The 24079-nt window shown below is 59.1% G+C and carries 22 protein-coding genes; 12 read left to right on the forward strand and 10 right to left on the reverse strand.

Translation table 11 applies throughout. The annotated features are described in order from the left end of the window. The 5 genes from B2W52_RS02715 to B2W52_RS02735 all read left to right on the forward strand — a co-directional run. Positions 1-334, forward strand: a 334-nt coding sequence (locus B2W52_RS02715) for an HAD-IA family hydrolase (protein WP_286801141.1), incomplete at its 5' end; no start/stop codon positions are given. Positions 335-375: 41 nt separating this feature from the next. Next, positions 376-783: a ribosome-associated heat shock protein Hsp15 gene (gene hslR, locus B2W52_RS02720; protein ID WP_008175667.1), complete on the forward strand. Its 408-nt coding sequence runs from the start codon at positions 376-378 to the stop codon at positions 781-783. A 69-nt stretch (positions 784-852) separates the two neighbouring features. Then, positions 853-1707, forward strand: coding sequence for an Hsp33 family molecular chaperone HslO (hslO, locus tag B2W52_RS02725; protein WP_008175666.1), 855 nt, complete (start codon positions 853-855; stop codon positions 1705-1707). A 172-nt stretch (positions 1708-1879) separates the two neighbouring features. Next, positions 1880-3415 (forward strand): phosphoenolpyruvate carboxykinase, encoded by a 1536-nt coding sequence (locus tag B2W52_RS02730; protein ID WP_008175663.1) that lies wholly within the window; start codon positions 1880-1882, stop codon positions 3413-3415. An 87-nt stretch (positions 3416-3502) separates the two neighbouring features. Next, positions 3503-3781, forward strand: coding sequence for a hypothetical protein (locus tag B2W52_RS02735; protein ID WP_008175661.1), 279 nt, complete (start codon positions 3503-3505; stop codon positions 3779-3781). Between the two features lie 21 nt (positions 3782-3802). On the opposite strand, the gene B2W52_RS02740 is transcribed toward B2W52_RS02735, so the two are convergent. Beyond that, a complete protein-coding gene (locus B2W52_RS02740) occupies positions 3803-5866 on the reverse strand; it encodes a TRAP transporter large permease subunit (protein ID WP_008175659.1) in 2064 nt (687 codons plus the stop codon). A gap of 26 nt (positions 5867-5892) precedes the next feature. Next, complete coding sequence (locus B2W52_RS02745) at positions 5893-6957, reverse strand: hypothetical protein (protein ID WP_008175657.1); 1065 nt, start codon at positions 6955-6957, stop codon at positions 5893-5895. A gap of 294 nt (positions 6958-7251) precedes the next feature. Between B2W52_RS02745 and B2W52_RS02750 the strand changes: the two genes are divergently transcribed. Further along, positions 7252-7524, forward strand: a complete 273-nt coding sequence (locus B2W52_RS02750) for an HU family DNA-binding protein (protein ID WP_008175654.1) — start codon at positions 7252-7254, stop codon at positions 7522-7524. 42 nt (positions 7525-7566) lie between these two features. Here B2W52_RS02750 and B2W52_RS02755 read toward each other — a convergent pair whose 3' ends face one another. The 8 genes from B2W52_RS02755 to gshB all read right to left on the reverse strand — a co-directional run bounded on the left by B2W52_RS02755 (position 7567) and on the right by gshB (position 14584). Continuing rightward, complete coding sequence (locus B2W52_RS02755; RefSeq protein WP_273068832.1) at positions 7567-8538, reverse strand: putative solute-binding protein; 972 nt, start codon at positions 8536-8538, stop codon at positions 7567-7569. 284 nt (positions 8539-8822) lie between these two features. After that, positions 8823-10127, reverse strand: coding sequence for a dihydroorotase (locus tag B2W52_RS02760; RefSeq protein WP_008175650.1), 1305 nt, complete (start codon positions 10125-10127; stop codon positions 8823-8825). Continuing rightward, entirely contained in the window at positions 10124-11137 is a 1014-nt protein-coding gene (locus tag B2W52_RS02765; RefSeq protein WP_008175649.1) for an aspartate carbamoyltransferase catalytic subunit, read from the reverse strand. The genes B2W52_RS02760 and B2W52_RS02765 overlap by 4 nt, the downstream gene beginning before the upstream one ends. A gap of 27 nt (positions 11138-11164) precedes the next feature. Further along, entirely contained in the window at positions 11165-11674 is a 510-nt protein-coding gene (pyrR, locus tag B2W52_RS02770; protein ID WP_286801143.1) for a bifunctional pyr operon transcriptional regulator/uracil phosphoribosyltransferase PyrR, read from the reverse strand. Positions 11675-11716: 42 nt separating this feature from the next. Beyond that, complete coding sequence (ruvX, locus tag B2W52_RS02775; RefSeq protein WP_286801144.1) at positions 11717-12160, reverse strand: Holliday junction resolvase RuvX; 444 nt, start codon at positions 12158-12160, stop codon at positions 11717-11719. Next, positions 12153-12719: a YqgE/AlgH family protein gene (locus tag B2W52_RS02780; protein WP_039882120.1), complete on the reverse strand. Its 567-nt coding sequence runs from the start codon at positions 12717-12719 to the stop codon at positions 12153-12155. Before B2W52_RS02780 ends, ruvX begins: the two co-directional genes overlap by 8 nt. Further along, complete coding sequence (locus B2W52_RS02785; RefSeq protein WP_273068826.1) at positions 12716-13582, reverse strand: energy transducer TonB; 867 nt, start codon at positions 13580-13582, stop codon at positions 12716-12718. Before B2W52_RS02785 ends, B2W52_RS02780 begins: the two co-directional genes overlap by 4 nt. Positions 13583-13630: 48 nt before the next feature. Then, positions 13631-14584: a glutathione synthase gene (gene gshB / locus B2W52_RS02790; RefSeq protein WP_008175638.1), complete on the reverse strand. Its 954-nt coding sequence runs from the start codon at positions 14582-14584 to the stop codon at positions 13631-13633. A gap of 297 nt (positions 14585-14881) precedes the next feature. On the opposite strand from gshB, the gene pilG reads away from it, so the two are divergent. The 6 genes from pilG to B2W52_RS02820 form a co-directional block, all read left to right on the forward strand. Beyond that, a complete protein-coding gene (gene pilG / locus B2W52_RS02795) occupies positions 14882-15274 on the forward strand; it encodes a twitching motility response regulator PilG (RefSeq protein WP_008175635.1) in 393 nt (130 codons plus the stop codon). Positions 15275-15306: 32 nt separating this feature from the next. Further along, the gene (gene pilH, locus B2W52_RS02800) at positions 15307-15669 is read left to right on the forward strand and encodes a twitching motility response regulator PilH (protein ID WP_011787171.1); all 363 of its coding nucleotides are present in this window, start codon (positions 15307-15309) and stop codon (positions 15667-15669) included. 20 nt (positions 15670-15689) lie between these two features. Continuing rightward, positions 15690-16235 (forward strand): chemotaxis protein CheW, encoded by a 546-nt coding sequence (locus B2W52_RS02805; protein WP_008172777.1) that lies wholly within the window; start codon positions 15690-15692, stop codon positions 16233-16235. A gap of 91 nt (positions 16236-16326) precedes the next feature. Then, positions 16327-18402: a methyl-accepting chemotaxis protein gene (locus B2W52_RS02810; RefSeq protein ID WP_273070353.1), complete on the forward strand. Its 2076-nt coding sequence runs from the start codon at positions 16327-16329 to the stop codon at positions 18400-18402. A gap of 27 nt (positions 18403-18429) precedes the next feature. Next, complete coding sequence (locus tag B2W52_RS02815; RefSeq protein WP_039881965.1) at positions 18430-19329, forward strand: CheR family methyltransferase; 900 nt, start codon at positions 18430-18432, stop codon at positions 19327-19329. Positions 19330-19340: 11 nt separating this feature from the next. Next, on the forward strand, positions 19341-24079 hold a 4739-nt coding region (locus B2W52_RS02820; protein WP_286801148.1), incomplete at its 3' end, for an Hpt domain-containing protein.

Raw genomic sequence — 24079 nt, forward strand, 5'->3', positions numbered from 1 at the left:
CCTGGCCCTGAAGCTAAAACGAACCGGCCTTGATACACGGGTGGATGCCATTGTTTCCAGCCACCAGTTGGGCAAGCCCAAGGAAGATCCCTCGTTCTGGCAGGACCTCCAGCGAGTAACGCCTTACCAGGCCGAAAGCACCCTGATGGTCGACGACAGTTTTCCGGTGCTGGAAAGTGCACTGGCGGCCGGCATTGCCCAATGTCTGGCCGTATTGGCGCCGGACAGCCAGCAGGAAGCCCGGGAACAGCACCCGGAAATACCCTGTATTCATCACTTCGATGAAATTCTCCCCGCGCTTCGCCAGCGGTCGCCCCTGCCATCCGGCCGATGACAGGGTTATAATTGGCCTACTAGCCCATCAGGTGAGGAGACATGACGGCATCAACCGCTGACGACCAACGTGTAAGACTCGATAAATGGCTCTGGGCCGCCCGATTCTACAAGACCCGCTCCCTGGCCAAGGAAGCGATCGAGGGTGGCAAGGTCCACTACAACAGCCAGAGATGCAAACCCGGCAGGCTGGTGGAAGCCGGCGCAAAGCTGACGTTGCGCCTGGGCTGGCAGGAAAAAATCATTATTGTTGATGACATCAGCGACCGGCGCCGTGGTGCACCCGAAGCCCAGAAGCTCTACCACGAAACCGAAGACAGCGTTAAGAAACGCGAGGAAATGGCCTGGCAGCGTAAAACCATGCAGGCAGCGCAGCTTCCTCCGGCCAGACGCCCCTCAAAGAAAGACCGAAGGGACATTCAGCGCTTTCGCGAACAGAACGGCCTCTGAACCCTTTATTACATCCCCGCCCTCAGTCAAACGTGCAACGACCGGCATTCAGCATTCAGGAGACACAACATGGCAGCCCGCGACCAGTTCCAGCGCTTTATCTTTGAACACAGCCAGGTGCGGGGAGCCTGGGTTCAGCTAGCGGACAGCTATCAGGAAATCGGCAGCCAGGCGCCCTACCCGGACACGGTCCGGGAACTCCTCGGAGAAGCACTGGTGGCGAGCATCCTGATGAGCAGCACCCTGAAGTTTGAGGGTACATTGTCGGTACAGGCCCAGGGGGAAGGGCCTCTGCGCACATTAATGGCCGAGTGCAGCCACGACAGACACATCCGCGGCCTGGCCCGCTTTGATGAGCATGCGGTCAGCGAAGACAGCTTCCACGATCTGCTCGGCGAGGGTCGGATGGCTATTACCATCACGCCCAACCGCGGCAACCGTTATCAGGGCGTTGTACCCCGGGATCAGGAGACACTCGCCGGCTGCCTTGAGGAATACTTTGATCGCTCGGAGCAGATTCCCACCAGCCTGTTCCTGTTTGCCGACGAAAACGGCGCCGCCGGCTTGATGCTACAGCGCCTGCCGGGCGCCACAGAGGAGGATGAAGACCTCTGGGACCGGGTAAACCATCTGGCCCGAACCGTGGAAGCCTCCGAATTACTGGAGCTGGACAGCGAAACCCTGCTTCACCGCCTGTTCCATGAGGAGACCGTACGCCTGTTTGACTCCGAACCGGTCGCCTTCCAGTGCAGCTGCTCACGGGAGCGTACCCTCGGTGCCCTGGAAGCCATCGGCCGCGAGGAGTGTTACAGCATCCTCGAGGAAGAGGGCTCTATCGAAATGGACTGCCAGTTCTGTCATGCTCACTATCGCTTCGATAGAAATGATATTGATCATCTTTTCACCGGTCATACGCTACACTAGAAACACGTTCGATTAGCCGGGAACCCGCTGATAGCAAGGCTTCCCGGGCAGTCGTTTTTTACCGGCGTCTCTGGCATAATAGCGCGCCTGAATTGACCCGATTGCTCAGATTTCCGTCAATTTTAGGAAGCGGCCTGAGCAATCACTAAGACATCCCGAGGGCGAGGTCGAAGTGAGCAACACTTATAGTGATCTGAGTACAGCACGACTGGTTGAGGTGGCACTGGCGCGTGAAGAAGGCCAGCTGGCATCCAACGGTTCCCTGGTCGTAAAAACCGGTGAGCGCACGGGCCGGTCTCCCAAGGACCGTTATATTGTCGAGGAGCCCAGCACCTCGGACGATATCCACTGGGGTCCGATCAACCGTCCTTTCGACGCTGAAAAATTCGACGCCCTCTGGGATCGTGTTGAAGCCTACATCGCCGAGAAAGACCAGTTCGTGTCTCACGTTCATGTTGGTTCCGACCCGGAACACTACCTGCCAGTTAAAATGACGACCGAGACCGCCTGGCAGAATCTGTTCGGCCGCAACCTGTTTATCCGTCCGGACAGCTATAACCCGGCCGACAAGCAGGAATGGCAGATCCTGAACGCCGCCAACTTCGAGTGCGATCCCGAGCGCGATGGCACCAACAGCAACGGCTGCGTGATGATCAACTTTGCCAAGCGCAAGGTTCTGCTGGCTGGCATGCACTACGCCGGCGAGATGAAAAAGGCCATGTTCTCCGTGCAGAATTTCCTGCTGCCGGAGAAAGACGTTCTGCCCATGCACTGCTCGGCCAACGTCGGTGAAGACGGCGAAACCTGCCTGTTCTTCGGTCTGTCCGGCACTGGCAAGACTACCCTCTCCGCCGATCCGCACCGCTTCCTCATCGGTGACGACGAGCACGGTTGGGGCCCGGGCACCGTATTCAACATCGAAGGCGGTTGCTACGCGAAGTGCATCGACCTGACCCGGAAAAATGAACCGATCATCTGGGACGCCATCCGTTTCGGTGCCATTGTCGAGAACGTGACCATCGACCCTGAGACCCGTGAGCCGGATTACACCGACGTATCCCTCACCGAAAATTCCCGCTGCGCCTACCCGCTTGAGCACGTTGAAAAGCGCGTGATCGAGAACCGCGCCGGTGAGCCATCTCACATCGTGTTCCTGACCTGCGACATGACCGGCGTCCTGCCGCCCGTGTCCATCCTGAGCCGCGAAGGCGCCGCTTACCACTTCCTGAGTGGCTATACCGCTCTGGTTGGCTCCACCGAGATGGGTTCCTCCTCGAAGCTGAAGTCCACCTTCTCAACCTGCTTCGGTGCGCCCTTCTTCCCCCGTCCGGCCGGCGTTTACGCCGAGCTTCTGATGAAGCGGATGGACGAGTTTGGCAGCAAGGTCTTCCTGGTCAACACCGGCTGGACCGGCGGTCCTTACGGTGAAGGCCAGCGATTCAGCATTCCGACCACCCGTGCCATCATCGCCTCAATCCAGAATGGCGACCTGGACGACGTGGAAACCGAACACCTGCCAACCCTGAACCTGGACGTGCCCAAGCATGTTCCGGGCGTGGACACCGAGCTGCTGAACCCGCGCAACACATGGGTAAGCCCGGACTACTACGATGGCAAGGCCCAGGAACTGATCGCCCAGTTCGTCGAGAACTTCAAGAAGTTCGACGTGGCAGATTCGATCGTCGAGGCCGGTCCGAAGCTGAGCTGAGTCGATTACGGCAAGTAAGGAAAGCGCCCTGCGAAAGCACGGCGCTTTTTTTGTATGATAGCCCAACACACTCTAGGAAATGGCTTCATGAAACAGCGTCTACGCCAGCTTTTTTCGTTTATTCTCAAACCACTGGAATCTGGAAAGGTTGGGCCCAGCTACAAAGATTCGCACCGCACCGTGCTGAATGTGGTGGGCGTCCTGTTCCTCGTTCTGGCGACGGTGTCAACGGCTATGCTCGTTTACACCGGTAAGGCAGGCGCCTTGATTCCCGTGCTTGTTTTCTTCGGTATTGGTGGCGTGTCCTTGGTGGTCGGGACGTTGGGCTCGGATGACGCGGTGTCGAAGATGTGGGGCAACCGCTAGCGGACGCCCCATATCCTGTAATCAGGCGTAGAAAATAAGCGGCACAAAGGCCACCAGAACCAGCGAAATCCCCATGGCAATCAGCGGCATAATGATACGCTCATGGCGCTGATAAAAAGTCCCCGTTTCCTGTTGCGCCGCCAGCACTTCCGCCTCTCCAACCACCTGCCGGGTCAGCAGATGGTTCAGGGCTACCGGCGGGCTCAGGTAGCCGAGTTCAAATGCCACCAGGGTCACCATCCAGAAATGGATCGGATGAATTCCGCTGGAATAGGCAATCGTGGCAACCGTGGCGGTCACCAGGATCACGGCACCGAATGCGTCCATGATCATGCCCAGGATCACCAGGATTACCACCATCAGCAGCATGGCCGACCAGGCACTGTCGAACGACTGCGGGAAAGCCTCCATCAGGTGGGCCCGCTCGATCACACCACCGATGCTGACCGACAGCCCCAGCAACAGCAGCAGCGCGCCAATTTCCGCCGTCGTATCGTTTGTGGCGCCGCGGAGACTTCGCTCCAGGCCCTGATGATTGATCTCTCCCGAGGCTTTTCCTGACCGGTTTTTCAGGCTGACATGCTCGTACACAAGGATTGCCAGCATGATCACCGGCAGCAGCCTTGGCGCCGAGAATTCATCCATGCTCACGTCCAGCGCCAGCCGGTAAAACAGCACCACGGCAGCGATGACCAGAACGTAGGGAATCAGGGGTTTGAGCGCCTGCGTCATGGCCGGGAAGGCTTCAGCAGAGGGCGCCAGGTTGAATTCACTCTGTCGGTTCACACTGAGGGCCACGATCGCGAACATGGTGGCGGTCAGCACGAACACCCAGATGCCCCAGCCAAACAGCTCATCAGTGGTGACTTCCCGGTTCAGGTAAGCAATGACAACCACCAGCAGGCAGGGGCGCAAAACCACGCCCAGGGAACCGGACATAGCGGTCGCCGCCAGGGCCAGATGCCGCCGGGCACCGGCGGCACGCAGCTCACTGTATATCACTGCGCCGGCCGCGATCACGAAAATGCCGGAAGCGCCGGTGTAGGCCGTTGGCACGGCCGCCACCAGAACCGCTACAACCGCCAGCATTTCCGGTGGCATGCGCCAGGGCCGGAAGACATTGAACACCAGGGTGGCCAGGCGGGTCTGCTTGAGCATCATGCCCACCCACACATACAGACCGACATTCAGGAACATGTCGGACAGCTCCATCATCTTTCCGAGATAGATACCAATCCCCGACGCGTGTCCGATCAGCGCAAAATAGGTGCCGGAGATCAGACACATCACGGTATAGAGCGGAACGGCCAGGAAGGCCTTGTTCAGGCTGCCGCCCTCCTCAAGATCATCAGGCACCCGGAACAGCCGGTAGAGGCTGGCCAACGTGAGGCAGGCGAAACCGATAATCCAGAAATTGTGCAGCAACAACTCTTCGGACGAGACCGCCGTGTCTGAACCAAGGCTGGACTGGCGAAAGATTGCGCTCGACCCCAGCAGCATGGCATTGGCGATGGTTTGAAGAGTATGGGAGACCGTGTAATCCAGCCGGGTTTCCATGGCACGCATGGCGATATGATGACGAGTGAGGGTCGCCGTGACCGCGCACAGCATGACAAGGATCACGAGGATGAAACGCTGTGACTCCAGGCCAAAGGCGATCAGGTCAGCAATAAAAAGTTCGATGGCCCGATAGGCTTTCACCCCTGGTGTCAGCTGTTCACTGAGATTTTCGAAATTCTGGTGGGCCTCGCGGCAGTCAGCAACCGCTCGTTCGATGGCAAGCCGGACGTCAGCCGGGTCTTTTTCCTCGGCCCCCAGCAACGCGGCCATCGGGTCATCCGTCTCGGCATCCGCCGCCATTTCTTCAGCAACCGCCGCGTCGATATCCCGAGTCGGGTCGCAGGTGGGCTGAACCGGATCCATCCGCAACTTGTAATAGCCACTCCAGAGCTGTTCACCGCCCCGAAGCATCTGGTTGTGGATGTCGCTGCTCGTGGAGAAAATGACCACTGCAAGCAATAACAGACAGGCGGGCAGCGATGAAAACCACTCCAGCCCGCTACGATGAAAACCGCCCTTCGACATAACTGATTACTCTGGATAGGGAGTGGTTACAGCAGATCGTCCAGATCCATGGTTTCAACGGCTTCCGCCTGGTCATCCCAGAAGCTGCCCAGCTGCCCCATGGGTGTACGGTGCCCGGTGTTCTCAACCCAGAGACGGTCAGAAACCGCGACGATCATATCGGTGGCCATGGCGTCCACGAACCGCCACTGCTCATTGGCCGGCGTAGTCTCGATCGATTCGGCATGATCCCGGATCACCGAACGGACCATGGCTTCGTCTCCCTTGTTCAGGGCCGCGATGGCGTGGAACACGTGGGGCAAACGCACACCCGCAACCTCGCCCTGATCGTCGGCGATGGCCAGCCGTTCAAACGCGTTCTCACCCTCGGGCTGGGCACCCGGAATCATCGCCCACACCGTTGCCCGCAATGCCATGGGCGCACCCCACCATTTTTCATTATCGAGGCAGCTTGTGGCCCGGGCGGCAATGGAGCCAACGTTCGCCGGTACGCCAATGGACGAGGTGGACTGAATCTGGGCATTAAGCGCCTGGAGGCCGGAAAGAAGACCCGCCATGTAGATGAACTCGTCCATGTCGTCATCAAAATCCGGGCATTCGCCATCGGCAGGATTGCCGTAATGGGCATTGTGGTGCTGCCAGGCCTTGTAATAGCGCCGGGCAGCAACGCTATGTGCGCGCTTCTGCTGGATCATGGCATCCTCGGCCTCATTGCCGTTCATGGCATTCAGGGCGGCAAGTGCGGCCAGCTCGTGCTCCCTGGCCTCTTCTTCGGCGCAGCCGCCGGCACTGAGGTAGAGCATCACCGCCAACTGGTCCGGCTCATTGGTAACGCGGCCGAAGGACATCAGCAGTGGCGCAGTCGCCTCGCTCATGGCGCACCCCATGGCCAGATCGTTGCTTTCCATCAGAAAAGGCACCGTGTGATCCCTGGAGAAGCCCTGCATCACATCCCCGGTGGTCTTGTACATCACGTGATTCACCGCGCTGCAGCCGCCAAGGACCAAACTGGCCGTGAAAGCCGCCACAAGGTTACGCACTCGACGCGCGGAAAACGGCGACTTGCGGGAGGGATTCCGGAAATGGGTCATACCTTCTTCACCTTTTGCGTTTTTTGTTCTGATGCAGCCCTGCTGCAATCGCACGGCCCGGACTCTGGCGGAGAAACCGGTTTGTTACAGTCTGTAACCAGGCACGCATTGTGGCGCAGGAGGCCCCGTTTTTATGCGACCGATGCCGCAAATGACGCCAATTTACACACACCTATGCCACCCCTTGGTTTGCACAATGGGCCGCGAGCCGCTATAGATTGGAGCAACCGAGAGTCGTTGTGATTCCGGCCAGTACAGACCGAACCCGCAGAAATACAATAAAAGGAGTATCCGATGCGCAAACCTGAACTCGCCGCGGCCATTGCCGACCGCACCGGGCTGACCCGGGAAAAGGCCAGCGAAGTGATTACCGCATTTACCGACCAGGTATCGGCCGCCGCCTCCCGTGGCGAGGATGTCACCCTGATCGGCTTTGGCACTTTCAACATCCGCAGCCGCGAAGCGCGTGATGGACGAAACCCGCAAACCGGCGAGACCATTCGCATCCCTGCCAGCAAAACCGTAGGCTTCAAGGCCGGCAAGGCGCTCAAAGACGAAATCCGCTAGTCAGGCACAGGCCCGCAGCTGCGGGCCTGCTTTACCCCTGGTTCAGGTTCCGGCGACGGAAGCACACTCAGAGCGAGTGGCATCTACCCGGCACCGAATCGCTTTCATCAACTTGATAGCCCGCTCATCGTATACACCGTCCTCCAGCAACGAGAGACGCACCTTGCGCAGCATCTTGTCGTATTCAGCGGTGTCTTCCTGGGGCAGCTGCATCCAGACGTCTTCCGGAATTTCAGCCTCTGCCTGGGCAATAATCTCGTAGGCCTCGTCTATGCGTTTGATGGCCTGGTCACGCACCATCTGGCCGGCGGAATCCGGGAACCGGTCACGGTGGATGATTACCTGGAAATTCATATACCCGAGGGCATATTTGACCACCGCACCGTTGGGCTGAACGCCCTTGTAAAGTTCCAGTGGTGTGTAGGCGACGGCCGGAGCATAGGCCAGGTCCACGCTACCGTTGTTGAACTTGCCGGCAAAGTTGGCGGAATTGGACCCCACCACAGATGCCCCCACATGGCGAACCATCCGCACGGATGCCTGATCGTAATCGAGGGTTGCAATCCGTTTGCCCTGCAGTTTCTCAACAGAATCGATGTTGCGGTCCCGGGTGTGGAGGTAAATGGCGCCCCCGGGGAATACACCGGCAACCTCGTAGGGACCATCAATCAGGAACGGCCGGGCTTTGGGCTGGCTGAGGGTGTTGTACAGCAGCCGCATTTCCTCTTCGCCGGGCACTGCGCCCATGGCTTCAAGGCTGCCCGTGAACTTGTTGAATTCCCGGGCCCGGGTGCCAGTAAGCAGCACGGCGTCGCACTGGCCCGCCTTGAAGTCCTCGGCGGCCACCTTCTCATCGGTGTAGGCGCGAAGGTCCAGCTTGATGCCGTTTTTCAGGGCAACCGGCTGGAAGGTTTTGGTGATGGCAAACAGGGGACCATTGGCACCAACCGGGTCAAAAACGCAAAAGCTGCGTTCCAGAGGCTCGTTCTGCGCCTGCGCCTGTGCCTGCCCCATCGAGGGGAATACCAGACTGGCACAGAGGGCAGTTGCCAAAGCTACCCGCTGGGGGAGGTTTGCTGATTTCACGGGATGACTCCTGATTATTATTGTCGGGCGCCGGTCTGTGAAAATGAACCGGTCAGGCCACGCTTTCCTTGGTCGACCATAGGGCGACGGCTACAAGAATACGTTGGCACAGGTGCCTGCCATCAAGGGTTTTTCAGCAAAAAGGGAGGATTCTGTGATGGTGTCGACAGAGGTTCCGCAACCCCTGCCGCACTTTGTCGCCTGAGCCGGATTCAGATTGCCGGCTTTGGCCAGGCCTTTCGACCCTCACTGAGAGTGAGCCGGACGACACCCGGCAGTTCGCGATCGGTCACCGGCGCATGGCGACCGGCTGAAACCAGTGTTTTCGAGTTCGGTGTCCAGAAGGCATCAGGATCAAACACACAGACATCAGCGATTTCACCCTCGGCAAGGCGGGCTGTTCTGCCCAGCGCGGAAGCCGGACCGTTGGTCAGCGCGCGAATCAGATCAGGCAGTGCCAGCTCATTCATCTCCACCAGTTCCAGCCCCAGCGACAGCACACTCTCAATGCTCGACAGTCCCGGCTCGGTGGCTGCCATGGGCGCCTGCTTGGCGGCGGTATCGTGAGGTTGATGCTGACTGACAATGGCATCAATCACGCCGTCCCGAACACCGGCTATCAACCCCTTCCGATCACCCTCGCCGCGCAGAGGAGGCCGAACATGGAAGCGGCTGTCGAAACCGGCCAGGGCCTCCTCGGTGAACACAAGCTGGTGCATGGCCACATCGGCGGTTACCGCAATGCCGCGGCGGCGGGCTTCAGCCAGCATTTCAACACTGCGACCACAGGAGAGCTGGCTCAGATGCAACCGTACCCCGGTCTCCTCCGCCAGCAACAGCATTTCCATCACCGCAGCGGTTTCCGCCACTTCCGGAATACCGAGCAGGCCCAGGCGAGATGTTACCAGGCCATCGTGGGCGTAGCCGTCGGCAGCCAGGGCCTGGTTCTCGGGACTGAACATTACCGTCAAACCAAAGGTCTGGGCGTAGGCCATGCAGCGGCGCAAGATGCGGGCGTTGCGCACGCCCCGGGAGCCATTACCCACAGCGACACAACCCGCCGAGGCCAGGCCCGCCATGTCGCTGAGCAAATCACCCTCCAGACCCCGGGTGATGGCACCAATGGGCAACACCCGGATCGGCGACCGGCTGGCGGCGCCGTCCCGGATCAGGTGGGTGACGGCACTGGAATCGTTCACCGGCGAGGTTTCCGGCGAAGCGCAGACCGTCGTGAAACCGCCATGAGCCGCTGCGAGAGTTTCCGAGGCAATATTGCCTTTCTGACCATTGCCCGGCTCACGGAGGTTACAGCAAAGATCGACAAACCCCGGCGTTATGACAGCGTTCTCTGCACTGATTGTCTCGTCGGCCTGTGCCCGGGCGGCAGCTTCGCCCATCGCGGCAATACGGCCATCCCGGATCAGCAGCGCGGTATTCTGCTGCTCCGGGCCCTGACCATCGAACAGTCGGCCTCCGGTAATCTTCAGGCTGGTTCCGGATGTGTTGACACTGCTCATGCCTGGCCCCTCTCACTCAATTTCTGCTGCCGTTCTGAAACCTGGCCACCCATGGCCATGGACATGACCGCCATCCGGATGGCGATGCCGTTGGTCACCTGGTTCAGAATGACCGACTGTGGTCCGTCGGCAACCGCCGATTCGATTTCAACGCCCCGATTGATCGGCCCCGGGTGCATAACGATGCATTCCGGATGGGCCAACGCCAGTTTTTGCTGGTTCAGGCCGTAGAGCCGGTAGAACTCGCGCTCGCTGGGCAACAATGCGCCTTCCATCCGCTCTTTCTGCAGTCGCAGCATGATGACCACATCCAGATCCTTCATCCCGCGGGTCATGTCGTATTCCACCGTGCAGCCGAGGCTTTCCACGTCTTTGGGAAGCAGGGTTCCCGGGGCAATGACGCGAACTTCCTCCGCACCCAGCTCGTTGAGAGCCCGGATCTGGGAGCGGGCCACTCGGGAGTGCAGCACGTCGCCAACGATAGCGACTTTGAGGCCCTCGAAACGCCCCTTGTGCTGGCGAATCGTCAGCATATCCAGCATGGCCTGCGTCGGGTGAGCGTGGCGACCATCACCGGCGTTGATGATGGCGACGCCGGGCGTCACGCTCTCGGCGATAAAATGCGGCGCACCACTCTGGGAGTGCCGGACCACAAACATGTCGCTGGCCATGGCTTCCAGGTTCAGCAGCGTGTCAGACAGGGATTCGCCCTTGGAGGTGGCCGAGGTGCTGATATCCAGGTTGAGCACATCCGCAGAGAGGCGCTTGGCCGCCAGCTCAAAGGTACTGCGGGTTCGGGTGCTGGACTCGAAAAACAGGTTTACCACGGTTCGCCCGCGAAGCAGTGGCACTTTCTTGATGGTTCGCTCACCGACCTCGATAAAGGAGTCCGCCGTGTCCAGGATGTCGGTCAGCAGCGCCCGATCCAGACCGTCGAGAGTGAGGAAATGCCGCAACTGACCATCCCGGGTCAGCTGCAAGTGGTGCGGGGAAGAGTCGTTCGCGGTCATGGGTCGCCTGTTATCCGATTCGGAGGTTTATTGTCCGGCTTCCTGAAGCTCGATACGGAGCGGGTCGGGGCCACGCAGTTTGACGCGTTGATGGGATTCCAACGCCATTGTCTTGCCAGCCACATCCGGCTGGATGGGCAGTTCCCGGGCACCGAGGTCAATCAGGGTGGCCAGTATGATACTGGCTGGACGGCCATAATCGAAGATCTCATTCATGGCGGCGCGAATGGTGCGGCCACTCATGATGACATCGTCAATCAGGATGATGTCCCGTCCTTCGGTATCAAAGGGCAGACTGGAAGGCTTGACCCTGGGGTTCAGCCCGATGCGGCTGAAGTCATCACGATAAAAGGAAATATCCAGTTCCCCGAACGGCTCTTCAATATCAAGACGCTTACTAAGCACATCCGCCAGCCAGACCCCACCGGTACGGATACCAATGAGCACTGGGGATTCAGCGCCCCGTTGCTCAAGAACCTGGCGCAATCCGGTTTCCATCTGATCCAGTAACTGGTCGATATCAAGCAATGCGGTCATTAATGCCTCACTGTTATTAAAAGCCGGGGACTATCCTTACTGTCATTCACCGGCAAGGTTGCCCTGCAGGCCAAACCAGGTTTCCAGAATCAGAACCGCCGCCCGGTCATCCACCCCATGGCGGCCAAAGTCGCGATTGCCACCGGCTGCCATTACATCGCCCTTGGCCTCAAAACTGGTCAGGCGCTCGTCCACCATTTCAACCGGCACATGGTAACGGCCGTGGAGGCGCTTGCCGAACTTGCGCGCCCGGGCACACATATCGTTTTCGGTGTCGTCCATGTTGAGGGGCAAACCGACCACGACCAGGTCCGGACGCCACTCCTCGAGCAGGGACTCAATCTGTTGCCAATCGGGGATACCGTCTCGGGCAGGAATCAGAGCCACCGGTTGGCCGGATCCAAGCAACTCCTGACCGACCGCTACGCCAATACGGCGGGTGCCAAAATCGAACGCCATGACGCGACGGCTGGCCGGTTCAGGCATGACCGACCGATTCGCTGAGCTGATTGAGATCAATGCCGATCAGCTGCAGCACCGCCTTGTAGCGCTCTTCCCAGGGAGTACGGAACAGGATGTCGGTGTTGGCCGGACAGGTGAGCCAGGCGTTGCTGCCCAGTTCCTCTTCCAGTTGCCCTTCGCTCCAGCCGGAATAGCCCAATGCCACCAGGTACTCGTCGGGACCTTCGCCACGACCAATGCCTGCCAATACATCGCGGGATGTGGTCAGTAGAACATCGTCGGTGACCTTCGCCGTGTTCTGCCAGCTGGTGCCTGGGGGATGCAGCACAAAGCCGCGTTCCGGCTGCACCGGACCACCGCTGAATACCGGCAGATCCAGCTCGCCGCCTGGCAGGTCCAGTTGTTCCAGAATTTCACCAAGGTGGATGTCCAGCGGCTGATTGATCATTAACCCCAGGGCACCGTCGTCAGAATGCTCGCAAATGTAGATCACGCCGCCATGGAAACGGGGATCAGCGAGATAGGGCGATGCCACCAGGAACTGGTGGCGCAAGCTATGGGGAGAGTGTTTTGATGCTGTCATCCGGATGTCAGCCCCCGACGCTGGAAGGACCAGGTACGTATGATTTCGAGTTCATCCACCTCTTTCCGCATTTCGTCCGGAAATGGTGCAAAAGGTGAGGCCATCCTGACTATACGGATGGCAGCATCATCCAGGACGGTGCTGCCGGAAGACTGCAGGATCACCACCTCTTTAATGGTGCCGTCTTTCTTGAGTGACACCAGCATTCGCAGTGTGCCATAGATTCCGGCATTGCGCGCCTCGGTCGGGTAGTTGATATTCCCCACCCGCGTTACCTTGCTCACCCAGTTCTGAACGTACCAGGCGTTGGTGGACTTGAGCGTAGAGGCGGCGGTTACCCGCATCACCCTGGGTTTGCGGGCATAGGCCTGCTGCTGGGCATCGAATCGGGCTTCCAGGCTGGCAATCTCGAGGCTGCGCTCCATCAGGCTCTGTTTCTCCCGCACCGGCAGAGGCTCCTCTTCCGGCCTGGTACGCTCCTCAGGCTGTTGAACCTTCTGAGCGGACGCACTCTCGGTCTGCACCACCTGTTTTTCCTGACGCGGCTGGGGTTCGGTCTGGGCCTGCGGCTCGGGCTGAACCTGAGCCACCTCAGGCTGGCTGACTTCTGCCGGTTGAGGCGTGGTCATTTCCCGAACCTCTTCCTGGGTACCGCTGCCCTTCTGGCTGGTCTGGGCCAGAAAGTCCGCTTTCTCCGGGGCGTCCTCGTCGTCAAACTGGGACAGGGTGATTTCCATGGTCTGGGCCGAGGAACGGGGCGGTTCGGGCGCAAAGGTAATTCCCAGCACCACAATGGCGTGCACCGCCAGCGCCATAAAGAGGGTGAAGGAAAACCGGTCGAAGTCGCTTACCTGAACTGCCATTCCTGATACGGATCCTGTCGTTAAACCTGCCCGGTTGCCAACACCGGATTATGCCTGATCCAGGCGTTTTGCAATCGCCTCCATCAAGAGGCCGCCAATATCGATCCCGAAGGCCGCATCGAGTTCCCGGATACAGGTCGGGCTGGTGACATTGATTTCGGTAAGATAGTCGCCGATCACATCCAGGCCGACAAAAATGAGCCCTTTCTCTTTAATCACCGGTGCAACGCGTTCGCAGATTTCCCGATCCCGGGCGGTCAGCTCGCGACCTTCACCCCGGCCGCCAGCGGCAAGGTTGCCCCGATTCTCGCCGTGGGAGGGTATTCTCGCAAGGGAATAGGGTACCGGCTCACCGTCGATCAGCAGGATACGCTTGTCACCATCGCTGATTTCCGGGATGTACTTCTGGGCCATGGCCTGATGGGTGCCATAGTTGGTGAGGGTTTCGATGATGACACCGAGATTGAAATCGTTTTCCCGGATACGGAAGATCGAATGCCCGCCCATGCCGTCGACCGGTTTCATGATGACGTCGCCGTGTTTGGCATAGAACTCGCGGAACCGGCTTGCCGAACGGCTGACCAGTAGCGGTGGTGTCAGGTCCTCGAACTGGGTGGCAAACAGCTTCTCGTTACAGTCGCGAAGGGTGGACGCCGGATTGACCACCAGCGCGCCCTGCTGCTCGGCCGATTCCAGTATATAGGTGGCCATCAGGAACTCCCGGTCCACCGGCGGATCCTTGCGCATAAGGATGACATCCAGATCGCCCAGCGCCCGGTCCTGGCTCGGACCAAAGCTGTACCAGTTCTCGGGGTCCATGTGGACCGTCAGGTCACGGGTGTGCGCCATGGCACGGCCACCGTCCAGGTACAGGTCGGGGAGCTCCATGTACTCGATTTCCCAACCGCGTTTCTGGGCAGCCAGCAACATGGCCAGTGAGCTGTCTTTCTTGAAGTGGATATCTTCAATCGGATCCATCACGATCCCGAGTCTGACGGTCATGGGCGTTCCTGCACTCCTGAGGGTTAAAAACACGAACCGGTCTGCAGAGCGGACCAGACATTAAGTGCTATGCTTTGAAATCAGATGGTATTGTACCCGAACTGCAAATGCATCCGGAGAAATCCTCAGTCAGTTACGTGACGTTGCGGGCAGTAGTACATTTGGTCACAAACTAATACTTTTTATCCGGCCATTGATAATCTATAAATGAGCGGGGTTTATAGAAGAACCTTAAGGTTTGTGTTAAAACCCCCGTTTTAAAATAACGACAGTCGCTGAGCGCAAGGCAGTTGGACAATGGATGACAACTTCGAGAACTTGAAGATCATGGTGATCGACGACAGTAAAACCATACGTCGCACCGCAGAAACCCTTCTGAAAAAGGTCGGCTGTGAGGTCATCACCGCGACTGACGGCTTTGACGCTCTTGCCAAGATTGCCGATTCCCAGCCGGACATCATTTTTGTGGATATCATGATGCCCCGCCTGGACGGCTACCAGACCTGCGCACTTATCAAGAACAATTCCTCCTTCAAAAAGACGCCGGTTATCATGCTCTCCAGCAAGGACGGTCTGTTCGACAAGGCCAAGGGCCGCATCGTCGGCTCGGACCAGTATCTGACCAAACCGTTCAGTAAGGATGAGCTGCTCAATACCATCCGCCAGTATGTTCCACAGGCGGAACAGTAAACCTGCTGCCCCCAAGAACCATCGAGGAAACCATGGCCCGCATTCTTATTGTTGACGATTCCCCTACCGAGGTTAAGAAAATCTCCACGATCCTGGAAAAGCATAAGCACGAGGTGCTTACAGCTGACAACGGCGCAGACGGCGTTGCCAAAGCTCGTGCAGAGACCCCGGACCTGGTTCTGATGGATGTGGTTATGCCGGGCCTGAACGGCTTTCAGGCAACCCGCCAACTGACCCGCGCCCCGGAAACCGCATCCATCCCGGTCGTCATCGTAACCACCAAGGACCAGGAAACTGACCGAGTTTGGGGCACCCGACAGGGCGCCAAGGGTTACCTGGTCAAGCCGGTTAACGAAGACGACCTGATCAAAACAATCAACAGTCTGATTGCCTGATCCCCAACCGTGGAGTAAGCATGTCCGCCCAGGCCGCCCCTTTTGCCGTTCTGACGGATATCGCCGCGCGCAGCCGGTCGCTGGCTGCCGGCCTGCCGGAACAACAGCAAGCCGTTGAACTGTGGAACGGCATCGGCTTCGTTCTCGCAGGCGAACGGTACGTTGCCCCCATGGGCGAAGTCACTGAAATCCTCCACGTCCCCCGGTTTACCCATATACCGGGGGTTCGCCCGTTTTTGCTTGGCGCGGCCAATGTTCGCGGCCGCCTCCTGCCCCTGGTTGATCTTGCCGGCTTTTTCGATATTCCCCGCTCTTCCCGTAGCCAGCGGGAACGGCGCGTGCTGGTGGTAGAGCAGGGTGACATTTTCAGCGGGCTGGTAGTCGATAGTGTGCTGGGCATGCAGTATTTCGCAACTGACAGTTTCAAGGATTCGCCCGAGGGCGTGCCTGAAAACGTTCGACCGTTTGTCTCAGGCGGTTATGAACGCAACGAAGAAGTCTGGAAAGTGTTTTCGGCCGTCGATCTGCTCGAGGACGAACGATTTCTTGACGTCGCACAGTGGTAAGGGTGGTGACAATGGCAGGAACATCACCCTGACCGCCTGAAACCCGAAAAAACAAACTTGCCAATTTCTTGAAGAGGCCGGGAGCCAGAAAATGAAGAACAGAGCCGGAAGACTCAGTATGGGACAGGGAGGCAACAAGCTGGTTGCCGGCCTGATCGCCGCGCTGATCGCACTCACTATCCTGCTCGTTGTGGTGCTGTTCGTTATCAATGCAGACAGCCAGAACGATCAGGAATACATCGCCAACACCGCCGAACTGAGAGTGCTCTCTCAGGAGATTGCGAAGAACGCGACCGAGGCTGCCGGCGGTACCGCCGAGGCCTTCAACCAGCTGCGCCGCTCCCGTGACGAATTCCAGCAGCTCTGGACCAACGTAACCGAGGGTAACCCGGAAACCGGTCTGCCGCCGAGTGAACTGGCCCAGCAGAGTGGCGTTCAGGAAAACTGGAACACCGTGCGGGAAAACGCCGACAGCATCCTCTCCACCCAGGATGCGGTGCTCGGTCTCCACGAGGTTGCCCGGACTCTGAACGAAACCATTCCGCAGCTGCAGGTTGAGTACGACGATATCGTACAGATCCTGCTCGACAACGACGCACCCGCCGAACAGATCGCATTGGCGCAGCGTCAGTCACTCCTGGCGGAGCGGATTGTTCGCTCGGTTAATAACGTACTCTCCGGTGACGAAGACGCGGTTATTGCCGCAGACCGTTTCGGTCGTGACGCAAGCTTGTTCGGCCGAGTGCTCGAAGGCCAGCTGAACGGCAACCCGGCCATGGGGATCTCTCAGGTAAATGACGAAGACGCCATCTACGGCCTTGAAGCTGTCGATGAACTGTTCCAGTTCGTTTCCCAGAACGTAGACGCAATCCTTGAAGCTTCTCCCGACCTCTTCAAGGTTCGTACTGCTGCCAGCGACATCTTCCAGAATTCCGAGATCCTGCTTTCCGAACTGTCTGTACTGGCCGAGAACTTCCGGACCCAGTCCGGCTCACGTCTGGTCAGCCCTACCCTGGCCTTCGCGATCCTGGCCGCCATGGTTGCCATTGTTGTGTTTATCGGTCTGGCCCTTTACCGCGAAGCCCAGGCCCGACTGGCTACTACGCAAGAGCAGAACGAGCAGAACCAGAACGCGATCCTGCGACTGCTGGACGAACTGGCCGACCTGGCTGATGGTGACTTGACCACCGAGGCCACGGTAACCGAGGACTTCACCGGTGCCATCGCCGACTCCATCAACTACGCGATCGACCAGATGCGCGGACTGGTACAGGCGATTCGTGGTACTGCCGTACGAGTAGCGTCAGCGGCTCAGGAAACCCAGGCCACTGCGATGCATCTTGCCGATGCTTCCGAGCACCAGGCCCAGGAAATCGCCGGCGCCTCCGCCGCGGTGAACGAGATGGCCGTGTCCATCGACCAGGTATCCTCGAACGCTGCCGAGTCCTCCGCGGTTGCGGAGCGGTCGGTTGCGATCGCGAAGAAAGGCGCGGAAGTGGTACAGAACACCATCCGCGGCATGGACAACATCCGTGAGCAGATCCAGGAAACCTCCAAACGGATCAAGCGTCTGGGTGAATCTTCCCAGGAAATCGGTGACATCGTATCCCTGATCAACGACATCGCCGACCAGACCAACATCCTGTCCCTGAACGCGGCGATCCAGGCCTCCATGGCCGGTGACGCTGGCCGGGGCTTCGCGGTTGTTGCGGACGAAGTACAGCGACTGGCGGAACGCTCCTCTGCAGCGACCAAGCAGATTGAAGCGCTGGTTAAGACGATCCAGTCGGATACCAACGAAGCCGTTATCTCCATGGAACACACCACCGCCGAGGTGGTCCGTGGTGCCCGTCTGGCCCAGGACGCGGGTATCGCCCTCGAGGAAATCGAGAACGTATCCATGTCTCTGGCGGAACTGATCCAGAACATCTCCAACGCTGCACGTCAGCAGTCTTCGTCGGCGGCGCACATTTCCAACACCATGAACGTTATCCAGGAAATCACGTCCCAGACGTCTTCCGGTACCAACGCGACTGCGAAGTCTATCGGTAACCTGGCAGAAATGGCGTCCGAGCTTCGGTCCTCCGTTGCCGGCTTTACTCTGCCGGAAGAAGAAGCGGCGGATTACGAGGAAGAGGAAGACAGCGACGTTCCGGTGGTGGGCTGATTTCCGTTCCAGGGCTGTTGACGGTTTATGGCGCAAATGCATAACAACCTGTCACCTGCCGAGGGCATCTGGTCACTGCGTCGACTCCCGGATATGGACGAGGCGCAGTTCAGCCAGTGGCAAACCCTGCTGGAACACCGAACCGGGATCACCCTGTCTTCCGAGCGCCGTTCGTTTCTGGAAACGAACCTTGGCATCCGGATGCGGGAAATCGGCTGCAGCAGCTATCAGGCCTATTACGAAAAGATCGTATCCGGGCCGGATGCAATCAGGGAATGGTCAACGCTGGTGGACCGGCTCACTGTCCAGGAAACCCGGTTCTTCCGGGATCCCGACGCTTTCCGGCTGGTATCCGACTATGTCCTGACACGGCCGCGGGAACAGCTGAAAAAGCGCCCCCTGGAGGCCTGGAGTGTCGGATGTTCCACCGGGGAAGAGCCCTACACCCTGGCCATGGTGCTGAATGAATGCATGGAGCAACTGGCATTGCAGCCTCTGTTCGGTGTCACCGGCTCTGATATCAGCAAGCCGGTGATCGAGAAGGCCCGGAACGGTCAGTTCAATCCCCGCAAACTGCTGGGAATGGACGAGGAAATGAAAGCACGGTATTTCCGCCCGGCCGAGCGGAACACCGTAGAAATCGTGAACAGCATCCGCGACAGGGTGTGCTTTACCAGACTGAATGTTCTGGACCTGGATAAAGCACCCATGCACGGGATGAACATTATCTTCTGCCAGAATCTGCTGATTTATTTCCGTCGCTGGCGCCGGCGGGAAATTGTCAAGCGACTTGCAGAGCGGCTGGCGCCCGGGGGGTTGCTGGTACTGGGCCAGGGAGAGCTGACCGACTGGCAGCCTCCAGGGTTACAGAGAGTCCCCTCGGAACATGTGCTGGCGTGGATCAAACGCCAGACTGACGAAGAATAACCGGAGTGGTTATGGGCAATCACCATGACAGCATCGCCCTCGACTGGGTTCGGGGAGAGATACAGGACACGCTGACCCAGGGTCAGCATGCACTGGAAGCGTATGTCGAGAATCGTGACGACACCGCGCGCCTGCGCTTCTGCCTGAATTATCTCCATCAGGTACATGGCACCCTGCAAATGGTCGAGCTCTACGGTGCAGCCCTGCTCACCGAGGAGATGGAAAAGCTCACCCAGGCCGTACTCAACGAAACCGTTGCCAATACCGACGAAGCCGTTGAAGTCCTGATGCAGGCCATCCTGCAGTTGCCCCAGTACCTCGAGCATCTGGCCAGCAGCCAGGACGATTTCCCGATGGTGCTGCTGCCACTGCTTAACGACCTCCGGGCCGCCCGTGGCGAATCCCTGCTGTCTGATACCTCGTTGTTCAAACCGGACCTGGCCCCCTCGCGAATCAGCGTGACCGGCAAGGTCTCCCAGCGCCTGCAGGACCCCACAGTCCTGGGCCACATCCGCAAGCTGCGTCAGATGTACCAGTTTGCGCTGGCCGGTGTTATCCGGGAAGCGGATCTCGATGCCCATTTCGAGTACATGCAGAAGGTTATTCAACGGTTGGTCCGTTTATGCCAGAAAACGCCCCGGGGCGAGCTCTGGAAAGCGGCCAGTGCGTTCGTGGAAACACTTCAGGCACACGTAAACCCGGTGAATGCCGCGGTGAAATCCCTGCTCAGGGAGCTGGACAGTGAAATACGCCGACTGACCGATGAGCACGCCGATATCCTTCAGCAACCGGCACCGGAAGCGCTGCTCAAACACCTGCTCTACTACGTTGCCCGTGCGCGGGATCTGGATTCACCCCAGGTCAGTGCCCTGCGGGATGCCTACCAGTTGAACCAGGCACTGCCGTCAGAAGACGATGTTGATGCCGCCCGAACCCGTGTCTCCGGCCCCGGCCGGGACGCCATCCATTCCGTTGTCGGCGCGCTCAATGAAGAGCTGGCGAAACTGAAGGATCAGCTGGATCTGTTTGTCCGCTCAGAGCTCCGCCAGAACAGTGAGCTTGACGACCTGTTGCCGGGTCTGCGCCAGGTGGCCAATACCCTGGCTGTACTGGGTCTGGGCATACCGCGGAAAGTGATCACCGAGCAGGTCGAACTGGTTGAGAAACTCAGCGCCCAGGCCGAGCTGGTTGACGATGGCACGCTGATGGATATCGCCGGCGCACTGCTTTACGTCGAAGCCAGTCTCGCCGGCCTGGACAGCGAAGGTCAGCAGGAGTCGTCCGCTGACGAAACCTCCGATACACCGATTAACCTTGGCTCCCGGGAACTGGGCGAGGCCAGCGGCGCGTTGCTGCGAGAATCACGGAACACTCTGGAGCAGGTGAAATCCGCCATCGTCAATTTCATTGCCTCGCAATGGGATACCCGGGAAATCGAGCATGTCCCCGGCCTGCTGCACAGCATTCGCGGCGGCCTCAGCCTGATTCCGCTGGACCGGGTTGCAAGCATGCTGGCCTCGGCAGAGCGCTACATCAGCGATGTGCTGCTGGACGGCAAGCAGGTTCCTGACTGGAAGCAGCTCGACATCCTGGCCGATGCGGTTACCAGCATCGAGTATTACCTGGAGCGCCTCGCTGAGGGGATTGGTGAAAACGATTCGATTCTGCGGGTGGCCGAGGACAGTCTCGCTTCCCTCGGCTTCCCGGTCGGGGCTGAGCCCACCTGGACTGAAACCACGGCCCATGAAGAGACCGTCGCTGAACCGTCTTACGAGCAGGACGAAGCCAGCGTTTCGACCGCCCCGGAAGAGGCCAAAAGCTCGGATTCGGAGCTCCTGGACGACGAAATTCTTGGCATTTTCGTTGAGGAAGCCGAAGAGGTTCTCGAGACCATTCATGAATTCTATCCCCGTCTGCGCCAGAATCACGACGACCGTGAGGCTCTGACCGAAGTTCGTCGTGCTTTCCATACGCTCAAGGGCAGCGGACGACTTGTGGGCGCGACCAGTATCGGCGAGCTGGCATGGTCTGTGGAAAACCTGCTGAATCGGGTGATCGATCAGACCATTCGCCCCACCGAAGACATGTTCACCCTGGTGGACGAGGTCAATGCCCGCATTCCGTCACTGATCCGTGAATTCAAGGACGGCCAGACCGCAGGCGACGTGGAGGAGCTCATCAACCGGGCCGAGGCCATGGCAACCACCCGTCGCACCGACGACGATGCCGTGACGGCGCAGGACATTCCCGAGGTCGAAGACACCGTCGCCGACTCGGGAGAAGAAGAGCAGGAAACCCCGGAATCCATCGTTGAAGAAGCCACCGTTGAGGCCGTGTCGGATGAGTCCGCCGATGACGATGACCTGATTGACGATGAAATACTTGAAATATTCGTCGAAGAAGCCGGTGAGGTGCTGGACACCATTCGCGAATACCTGCCAATGCTTTTGCGCCAGCACGATGACCGCAGCGCTCTGTCAGAAGTTCGCCGTGCCTTCCACACGCTGAAAGGCAGTGGCCGTATGGTCGGCGCGCTGGTTGTTGGCGAATTGGCCTGGTCCGTGGAAAACATGCTGAACCGCGTTATCGACGGCAGCATCTTCATGAACGATGACATCGCCAGTCTTCTGGAGGATGTCACTGCCAGCCTGCCGGCCCTGGTCGACGATTTCGAGAAGCGCCGTGCGGCTTCCTTCGATACCGCCAACCTCGAAGCCCGCGCCAACGCCCTGGCCAGCGGTGAGATTCCCGATGCCAGCATGATGCCGGCGGCCGAATCGGACGGCTCCGAAACCGTAGCGGAAGATGAGATCACCGCTGCAGGCGCAGAGATCGAGACGACTGAAGAGGATGCGGTCGACCCGGTATTGCTGGATATTTTTGAAAGTGAAACCGAGACCCATCTGCAGACGCTGAAGGATTTCCTGTCAGCAGCCGGAGACAAGACCACGGTTACCTACACCGATGATCTTTCCCGGGCCCTGCATACACTCAAAGGCAGCGCCCATACCGCCGGCATCGCACCCATTGCTGCTGTAATCACACCACTGGAACGCTTCGTCAAGGAATCCCGGGCACAGAACAAGCGGGCCAACCGCGACGTGCTCTCGCTGATCGAATCCGCCTGCGATTTCCTGACCCAGGGCCTGGCCCAGATCCGTGAAAATCCACAGGCCTCGCTGCCGGGCACCGAAGCCTTCCTCGAGAAGCTGGACCAACTGACGGAAGAGACACTCCGCGGCCACAGCGAGGAAGCTCCGCGCCAGCATCCGCAGCAGGCACCGTCACGGCTGGTTCAGTTGTTCCTGAACGAAGGCCTCGACATCGTTCTGGATGCTGACCGGATTCTCGACCACTGGGCGGACAATCCCGGCGAGATGGAGTCGTTGAACCCGTTGCGTTCCGAGCTGGAGCAGTTGACCTCCGGCGCCTCAGAAGCCGGGCTCAGCGACGTTGCCGCGCTCTCAAGCGCGTTGAAAGACACCTACGACGAAGCCGCCAGACACGATGAAGCGCCGGACGAAACCTTTTTCGAGACCGTTCGGGCAGCTCACGAACAGCTAATCAACATGATGGATCAGGTGGCTGCCGGGCTTGCCACGGAATCCAGCGACGACATGGTTACCGCGCTCGAAAACCTGAAACGGGCTCCGAGCACAGAAATCCAGGAGCCCGACGCCTTCGAGCAGGAATTCACCGGTGAACTCGAGGAAATCGATCTCAGCTTTGAGATGGATGAAACCGAAGTACCGGCAAATGAAGAACCAGCGGCGGCCGAACAACCGCCGCTGCCGGAAATGTCCGAATCCGATGATGACATGGACGAAGAGCTTGCGGAGATCTTCCTGGAAGAGGCCCGCGACCTCATCGACAGCACCGCCGAAGCGCTGCAGAGCTGGAGCGAAAATACCGGAAACCTGGATATCCTTCGGTTGCTGCAGCGGGATCTGCATACCCTTAAGGGTGGTGCACGCCTGGCCGACATTCCTGCCGTAGGCGATCTTTCCCACGAGTTGGAAAACCTGTTTGAGGGACTGACCGAGCAGCGGCTATCGATCAATGATGAGCTCTCAGATCTGCTGTTCCGCTGCCACGATCGGCTTGCGGGCATGGTCGAGAACCTTGAAGCCAAGGAGCCACCGCGCCCTGCGCCGGATCTGATTGGCGAAATCCAGGCGTACATCGACAGCGCCACCGGAACACGCCCGGTCACCAATGTTGCGAGCCCTGAAGAAGAAGCAGAACCGGATTTCAACGACGAAGAGCAGGCCCCGCTCCCGGAAGTCGAGGAACCCGTCGATTCCGATTCAGAAACCGCGGAAACCGGCGAGGTGGAAGACGGTGTTGCCGATCTCTCGCACCTGGATCCGGAGCTGGTCGGCATTTTCCTGGAAGAAGCCTACGACCTGATCAACTCTACCGGCAGCGCCCTGCACACCTGGACCGAAGACCCGTCGGACCGGAGCATTGCCGCGGAACTGCAACGGGATGTCCACACGCTCAAGGGTGGCGCCCGGATGGCTGGCGTTGAGGCCATTGGCGACCTGACCCACGTTCTCGAAGACCTGTTCGAAAAGGTTGCAGAGGGCCAGCTGGAAGCCAGCGACGCCATGAACGACCTCTTGTTCGCCTGCCATGACCGGCTCGCGCAAATGGTTGAGCAGGTGGCGACGCAGAAGCCTTGCCCACCGGCGGAGGAGCTGGTCGCTCGCGTCCAGTCCATCCTTCGGGGCGAGTCGGCGCCGTCCGA

It is taken from the genome of Marinobacter sp. UBA2498, from assembly GCF_002341575.1.
Lineage (GTDB): Bacteria > Pseudomonadota > Gammaproteobacteria > Pseudomonadales > Oleiphilaceae > Marinobacter > Marinobacter manganoxydans.

Coding starts and splice junctions, on each gene's coding strand:
- hslR (WP_008175667.1), top strand. CDS start 376: ATGACGGCATCAACCGCTGACGACCAACGTGTAAGACTCGATAAATGG.
- hslO (WP_008175666.1), top strand. CDS start 853: ATGGCAGCCCGCGACCAGTTCCAGCGCTTTATCTTTGAACACAGCCAG.
- B2W52_RS02735 (WP_008175661.1), top strand. CDS start 3,503: ATGAAACAGCGTCTACGCCAGCTTTTTTCGTTTATTCTCAAACCACTG.
- B2W52_RS02740 (WP_008175659.1), bottom strand. CDS start 5,866: ATGTCGAAGGGCGGTTTTCATCGTAGCGGGCTGGAGTGGTTTTCATCG.
- B2W52_RS02745 (WP_008175657.1), bottom strand. CDS start 6,957: ATGACCCATTTCCGGAATCCCTCCCGCAAGTCGCCGTTTTCCGCGCGT.
- B2W52_RS02750 (WP_008175654.1), top strand. CDS start 7,252: ATGCGCAAACCTGAACTCGCCGCGGCCATTGCCGACCGCACCGGGCTG.
- B2W52_RS02755 (WP_273068832.1), bottom strand. CDS start 8,538: ATGGGGCAGGCACAGGCGCAGGCGCAGAACGAGCCTCTGGAACGCAGC.
- B2W52_RS02760 (WP_008175650.1), bottom strand. CDS start 10,127: ATGAGCAGTGTCAACACATCCGGAACCAGCCTGAAGATTACCGGAGGC.
- B2W52_RS02765 (WP_008175649.1), bottom strand. CDS start 11,137: ATGACCGCGAACGACTCTTCCCCGCACCACTTGCAGCTGACCCGGGAT.
- pyrR (WP_286801143.1), bottom strand. CDS start 11,674: ATGACCGCATTGCTTGATATCGACCAGTTACTGGATCAGATGGAAACC.
- ruvX (WP_286801144.1), bottom strand. CDS start 12,160: ATGCCTGAACCGGCCAGCCGTCGCGTCATGGCGTTCGATTTTGGCACC.
- B2W52_RS02780 (WP_039882120.1), bottom strand. CDS start 12,719: ATGACAGCATCAAAACACTCTCCCCATAGCTTGCGCCACCAGTTCCTG.
- B2W52_RS02785 (WP_273068826.1), bottom strand. CDS start 13,582: ATGGCAGTTCAGGTAAGCGACTTCGACCGGTTTTCCTTCACCCTCTTT.
- gshB (WP_008175638.1), bottom strand. CDS start 14,584: ATGACCGTCAGACTCGGGATCGTGATGGATCCGATTGAAGATATCCAC.
- pilG (WP_008175635.1), top strand. CDS start 14,882: ATGGATGACAACTTCGAGAACTTGAAGATCATGGTGATCGACGACAGT.
- pilH (WP_011787171.1), top strand. CDS start 15,307: ATGGCCCGCATTCTTATTGTTGACGATTCCCCTACCGAGGTTAAGAAA.
- B2W52_RS02805 (WP_008172777.1), top strand. CDS start 15,690: ATGTCCGCCCAGGCCGCCCCTTTTGCCGTTCTGACGGATATCGCCGCG.
- B2W52_RS02810 (WP_273070353.1), top strand. CDS start 16,327: ATGAAGAACAGAGCCGGAAGACTCAGTATGGGACAGGGAGGCAACAAG.
- B2W52_RS02815 (WP_039881965.1), top strand. CDS start 18,430: ATGGCGCAAATGCATAACAACCTGTCACCTGCCGAGGGCATCTGGTCA.